Here is a 4,960-nt window from a genome sequence, read left to right as displayed (position 1 = left end):
CCCAGCAATGCGCACCGCCACAGGCTTCCATCCCGACCACGGCACCTTGCGGCAGCGTCGCCAGCCACGCCACGAACCCCGATCGATTGAACTCCCGCGTCTCGATCACGCGCCCCGCGCCATCGGCCACGCAGGCCACGAACACGTTCTTTGCCAGATCCACGCCGACCGTCGTAGTATTCATTTGGACTTCCCCTTTCGCCACTTCAGATTGAGCTTCAGCAATTCAATCTTGGCACTTCGATGCCGGGCGGCAAAGGCCGCCGGCGGAAGTGGGAAGTCCCTTTGTAGTCGCTCAACCCCGCTCCCTTCGGTCGCTGGACAGCCAAAAGCTACGCTTTTTGGCTGCCGGTTAGCTAATTCGTTAGACAATCCAAAAAAAATGCAAGACGTTGCAAATATTGGATGGGTAATGCTTAGGATCGTGGGCGGCACAATCGTGGCGATTATTGGCTATGCGATCGGTCGCCGGCTCTTGGATGCCGCCGGGTTGGAGAATCGCTTCAACTCACGCATATGGCGCTACACCGTCTCGCAATTTGGGGAGGTCATTCTGGCAATCTTCACTATTGGCGCGGTGGTTATCGGCGCGGGCGCGCTTGGCTTAGTTCGCGGCCTTCTTGACTAAAGAACGCTAATAGATGCCGTGTAAATGCGCCAAAACATTGTGCATACCGTCTAACCCGGCAGTCGAGGGGACAGCCAAAAGCGATGCTTTTGGTCCCCTCCGCGCTTCGCGCTCCGGCTGCCCCTCACTTCTACGTTGGCAAGAAAAGCCCAATCAACTGATATGGCAATCCTGATTTTTCTCGGAGCAATGCTTGCTTTATGGGCATTTATTGTTTGGGACCGGCGTCGCCTATCGGCTTCAAAGCTCGAGCCAGTATCGCGAGAGGCATTCGTCAACGGATGGACCCCCCGCACCAATTCAAATTTTCTCGGGTGGTTGGGCGTAAGCGCCGCGGCTGGAATCATGGCGGTTGCAAATTACCTAAACCCATCGCTGCCGCCATTTAGCGGTCGCCTCGCGCTGTTCTACGATGCAGCGTATTCCGCCCTCGGCATGCGAGGGCCGGCTGTTTTCTGGGGTTGTGTTGCGCTGCTCTTTGCTGTCGTGGGTTTAAGTGTGCGCCGGTCCTCTTAATCGGAGAATGCGCTTTGAGAAAATTTGATCATATTGCCAACAAGTGCTTGCAGCGGACCGTCAAAAAGCTCCGCTTTTTGTCGTCCGCTGAAGGCCAGCGTTGGGCGTAGCTAAAACGTCGTCCTTATTTGCTCGTATTAGGGGTTTCTCGATATGAAAATCAAATCCGTAGCACTATTACTTGTCGTCATATTTTCTTCAATATCCGCATTCGCTGAAAATCCATGCATCGAGTGCCGGCAGGCTGCGCTGCGTGAATGGCAAAAATGCATGGAAAATGTTAAGACAAACACCGACATGGCCGCTTGTAAAGAGCAGGGCACAAAATTGCAGGAACAATGCGATAACGGTGAAAACATATGCAAGGTGACTCTATCCGACAAAGAAAAAAAAGAATGGGCACTGGTTCTTGATTTTGTCAAAACCAATAAGGATGTAATTCGTGAGGTTGGAGATTTCAAACACGCGGTATCGAAGGCCAGTTATAAAGCACCCGGGGAACCAATGCCATCAAGATACATGGCGTACGTTCTTGGAGGAAACAAACCTACTTATGCCGTCGTTGATGTTTCACGATTATCTGGTGAGACAAAACCCACGTTGGCCTGCATCACACATATATCACCACCGGAATTCCGGGGCCCTTTAAAAGACATATGTAAACAATGAATGGCATGCTAAATATCTGCGAGATGCCCAACAAATCATTCCAGCGGACCGTCAAGAGCTGCGCTTTTGCCGTCCGCTGAATTCAAACGTTATGCAATCAGAATGGCAGCATATGCCGTTAATTGATGTCTTTCTCTCAAGGCCAAACTGGGTCCCCGATCATGTCGAGAAGCAGTTCGCCTCCTTCTACCCCCTTCTGGAGGAGCAAGGGTTCCGTCCCAGGACCATTGGCAAGGACGTCGTCCCGATTGCGACGCCGTTCCAGCACGTCGTGAACTTGATGAATAAGTGCCAATGCACCATCGTCCTTGGTCTTCCACAGATCAGGGTTGAGTCAGGCACCATGAAGAGCGAAAAAATTGAGAAGAGTTTCTCCCTCCCGACGGAGTGGAACCAGATCGAGGCAGCCATCTCAATCATGCTGAACAAGCCCACCTTGATGATGCTGCACAAAGGCGTCGCAGCCCGCGGGCTATTCGATAGAGGCGCTGCGAACGTGTTCGTGCACGAGTTTCACACCCTTGGGCCCAAATGGGTGAAAGACATCGAGCCCAAGCTTGCGGCCCTTCGGGAACTCGTGCATGCATAACCAGCCGCTCCATCGGACGGCAAAAAGGCTACCGCCTTTTTGCCGCCGCTGAGCTTCGCGTTGGCCACAAAGATGACCACACACGTCGATCGCATCGAAGTTCAGTTTGGTTTGACCCACGACTGCATCCGTGCATGCGTGTATGGCAATTACATCGCGCGCCGTAAAAGCATCAAGGCGGCGTGGCTGAGCATCATGGACATGTGCTACGCGGACGCAGTCGTTACTTGGAATCAGTTGTTCGGTACAGACTCGCAACAGGCACACTGGAAGGCGTTCACCGGCTTGCTCCCCATTCCATCCGGAATCCCGCTAAAACCATTCGATCGGGAGGTTATCTGTGCCTACATCGGCATCGAAGAAGAACAGTGGTCCTCCTATCATGCGGCGATGGTTAGCACAAGAAACAACTGGCTGGCACACTTCGATCATCGTTCACCGCTCACAGATATCCCCGACTTAACTTGGGCGTTACATTCCGCCTATCTTTATCGGGCTTGGCTGCTCGAGCTTCTAAAGGCGTATCGCGCTTGTGGGAACAATATTGTCATTGATGAGACGCCGGGAGAGATAATTCTAAAGATGCTCGAGGAGCAAATTGCTGAGGTGTGCATATGAGGGCCAACAAGTGCTTGCAGCGGACCGTCAAAATGCTGAGCATTTTGCCGTCCGCTGAAGGTTGTCGTTGGGCACTATGAGGCTCCACAGCTAACATCTGATACGACATGCCATCCAATATAGATCGATTTAAGACCGACCTCGCCAAGCTCATATCGAGCGGAAATTCATTGCACATAGCTATGCAGCTTGAGTGCATTAATGATTTCAAAGCTCAGTTAAGAAAAGAGTTGAAGGAGAAGGCGGACGAATTCATCAAAAGCCTCCCCTCTTTTGGTAATGAATATCAACGCTGGTATTCCGAGGCTCTGGCTCTACTGCGCCAAGTCCTGCCTGATCGAGTCATGGACTTTTGCCGCCACTACGAAAAGCCCAAGACACGTAAAGAGATCACTTACGAAAGCTACCGGATTGAAGACTATCTCCAAGGCCTGAGAGTCACTCGAGGCGCGTACAAGGAGAAAGTCGTTGAGCGAGACGCCGCAATTCCTCACTTCCGTCAGCAGCTAGCCATTGTTGAAGCGGCACAAGCAAGGTTTGAGAGCTCATTATTTGATATTCGTAGCATGGTCCAAGCTGACCTGATGGATTCCGAGCTAGAGGCCGCAGAGCACCTTGCCAAGTCGAAGTTCTTCCGAGCAGCGGGAGCGATAGCAGGGGTCGTGCTTGAGCGCCATCTGGGACAAGTATGTACCGATCGTCAAATACCAATAGGCAAGAAGAACCCAACGATTAGTGATTTCAATGAATCACTTAAGGCTGGAGGTGTAATTGACATCCCTCAATGGCGATTCATTCAGCACCTTGCCGATATTCGGAATATTTGCGATCACGCCAAGACGCCAGACCCGACGCCTGAGCAAGTAACAGATCTGCTTTCTGGCGTTAAGAAAGTCATCAAGACGGTTTTCTAGGAGGTGGACAATGCCCAACAAGTGCTTGCAGCGGACCGTCAAGAAGCTGCGCTTCTTTCCGTCCGCTGAAGGCAGACGTTAGCCATTGCCCAGAGGAACATGCATGTTTCAAGAAATTACGGTTGAACGCCTTGCGGTAAAAAGCATCTTCAAGTTGGTCGCGCTTGGGCTACTGCTCTCAGTTGTTCCGTTTTGTGCCCTTATGGGGCTTTTCGCGTTGTTTGGCGCAAATACCGTCACTTGGAACAACGAGCATATTCACGGCATTTCGGCTTTTGTTGCTGGGCCACTTATGGGCATCTTTACTTCATTCGTTTTCACGCTGTTCGTCGGAACGTTCATGTCCTTTGGTCTTTGGGCGTACTCGAAATTCAGGCCCCTCACCGTGAAGGTCAAACATAGCCTTGGCGAGCAAAATGGCTAACCCGGCAGTCGAGGGGACAGCCAAAAGCTACGCTTTTGGTGCCCTCCGCGCTACGCGCTCCGGCTGCCCCTCACTTTTACGTTGGGCATAACAATCGTGAATACCCGCCTCTCATTCAGCGAAGTCCTAAACCTCCTCGGATCACTGGCGTCTATCACCGGCGTTTCCCTACTTTGGTTGAAAGGGTCAGACGCGCTAAACCTCGAAACAATCTTTGCAGTCGCAATATCCGCGAGTGCAATTCTTGGTCTTACCTCGTTGCTCGTATGTGTACTTCTCAACGGATATAGGCGCTACCTGACGGACTCGTCGTCTGCCCTTCGGTTTGCCTATTTTGCTTTGGGCGGGCCAATCTGCCTTTTCATTGGAGCGCTCCTGACCGTCTCCGCTAATAAGCTATTTATTTCCATTCCTTGGCCTTGGTTCTTCCATGGATAGCCTTACGCCCAACACGGCAGTCGAGCGGACCTGCGCAAAAAGCCGCGCAGTCCGCTCACTTCTACGTTAGGCGCTCGATTTATGGCTGCTGTTACCGCCCATATTTATCGCACCTTTCTGTGCGCGCTCGCTATGTTCTTGTGCGCGCTCGCCGGCGGCGGCAT

General features: G+C 52.2%; 6 protein-coding genes and 1 pseudogene. 6 read left to right on the top strand and 1 reads right to left on the bottom strand.

Annotation, left to right across the window (positions count from 1 at the left end; genetic code table 11):
- Positions 1-184, bottom strand: a pseudogene (locus F464_RS0127540) (IS110 family transposase); the annotation flags it as partial.
- A 228-nt stretch (positions 185-412) separates the two neighbouring features.
- Between F464_RS0127540 and F464_RS0127535 the strand changes: the two are divergent.
- The 6 genes from F464_RS0127535 to F464_RS0127515 all read left to right on the top strand — a co-directional run bounded on the left by F464_RS0127535 (position 413) and on the right by F464_RS0127515 (position 4,358).
- The gene (locus tag F464_RS0127535; RefSeq protein ID WP_018993092.1) at positions 413-628 is read left to right on the top strand and encodes a hypothetical protein; all 216 of its coding nucleotides are present in this window, start codon (positions 413-415) and stop codon (positions 626-628) included.
- Positions 629-1,297: 669 nt separating this feature from the next.
- Positions 1,298-1,813 carry a hypothetical protein gene (locus tag F464_RS31265; protein WP_157354286.1) on the top strand — a complete coding sequence of 172 codons (516 nt, stop codon included), beginning with the start codon at positions 1,298-1,300 and terminating at the stop codon, positions 1,811-1,813.
- Positions 1,814-1,904: 91 nt separating this feature from the next.
- The gene (locus F464_RS30150) at positions 1,905-2,402 is read left to right on the top strand and encodes a hypothetical protein (protein WP_018993091.1); all 498 of its coding nucleotides are present in this window, start codon (positions 1,905-1,907) and stop codon (positions 2,400-2,402) included.
- Positions 2,403-2,474: 72 nt separating this feature from the next.
- Positions 2,475-3,020: a hypothetical protein gene (locus F464_RS0127525; RefSeq protein ID WP_157354284.1), complete on the top strand. Its 546-nt coding sequence runs from the start codon at positions 2,475-2,477 to the stop codon at positions 3,018-3,020.
- A 107-nt stretch (positions 3,021-3,127) separates the two neighbouring features.
- Complete coding sequence (locus F464_RS0127520) at positions 3,128-3,934, top strand: hypothetical protein (protein WP_026296380.1); 807 nt, start codon at positions 3,128-3,130, stop codon at positions 3,932-3,934.
- Positions 3,935-4,037: 103 nt separating this feature from the next.
- The gene (locus F464_RS0127515; protein ID WP_018993088.1) at positions 4,038-4,358 is read left to right on the top strand and encodes a hypothetical protein; all 321 of its coding nucleotides are present in this window, start codon (positions 4,038-4,040) and stop codon (positions 4,356-4,358) included.
- The last annotated feature ends 602 nt before the right edge of the window (positions 4,359-4,960 follow it).

The organism is Aromatoleum toluclasticum ATCC 700605 (assembly GCF_000378245.1).
GTDB classification, from domain to species: domain Bacteria; phylum Pseudomonadota; class Gammaproteobacteria; order Burkholderiales; family Rhodocyclaceae; genus Aromatoleum; species Aromatoleum toluclasticum.
Note: the sequence above shows the minus strand (reverse complement) of the source record. Positions and strands in the feature narration are given on the sequence as shown.